Origin of the sequence: Gluconobacter sp. P1D12_c, assembly GCF_018812105.1 — a bacterium.
Classification (GTDB): domain Bacteria; phylum Pseudomonadota; class Alphaproteobacteria; order Acetobacterales; family Acetobacteraceae; genus Gluconobacter; species Gluconobacter oxydans_A.
In genome coordinates this window covers 1-760 of record NZ_JACSIQ010000084.1, presented here as the reverse complement: position 1 = coordinate 760, position 760 = coordinate 1, and the positions used below count along the sequence as shown (strand labels likewise).

The window sequence follows — 760 nt, the reverse complement described above, 5'->3', positions numbered from 1 at the left end:
GGAACAAAATGAAGCCTATAAGCAATCGTTTAGAGATTGGCAGGACAGTTATTGGGATAAGGTCGGGAAGCCTTCTGGCTTAACTCGTATTGGTCCAGGTCGTAGGCGTTTAACTCGGGACCAGTGGAACCAGGAGAAGCAACAAGCCAAGGCTTTAGCTATTGCTCTGGCTGATGGTCGTGCTGTTGCAAAGCGTGTTGATGCTGCAAAAGCTAAGGCTGAAAAGTTTGAGAAGGCTGGCACGTTGGTTGGTGCTGTTTCTTCTGCTGTTGCTGGTGGTGTTGTTCAGGTTTCTGAGTCATTCACGAAAAGCCGTTTTGATGATGGTGCGAAGTCTCGTGAAAATGAAATTCATTTATTGAAGAATCAAAATGAGAAGTTGAAAGCGAGTAATTCATCACTAAAAACAAAAATTCACAAAAGTAATGAATCACGAAAATCACTATTGAACGAATTGAAAAGCGAACGCGAAAAAAGTTTTGATAAGGGCAAGCCGTTCAGAGATTTACAGAAGAAGAATGAACAGCTTGAAACTTATCTTGGTTTAGTTTTTGATTCTTTGGATTCGCATGGAATTAATCCTGTTCCGTTCATTAAGACTGTCTACACGTTGGATGATTTAATGCGTGATTGCGATAGGATTGCGAAGGAGTGGCTTGAGTCATTCCAGGCGACGTGGGAACCTAAGGCGAAGCCTCAAAAGGGTTCTGATCGCTCTATTGCCTAGAGCGACGACCCCGAAGGTCCGGGGTCTAGCATT

At 43.6% G+C, this 760-nt stretch carries 1 pseudogene; it reads left to right on the top strand.

Annotated features, from left to right (window positions below):
- Nucleotides 1-727 (top strand): annotated as a pseudogene (locus tag KP705_RS15650) (hypothetical protein); the annotation flags it as partial.
- Between the last annotated feature and the right edge of the window lie 33 nt (nucleotides 728-760).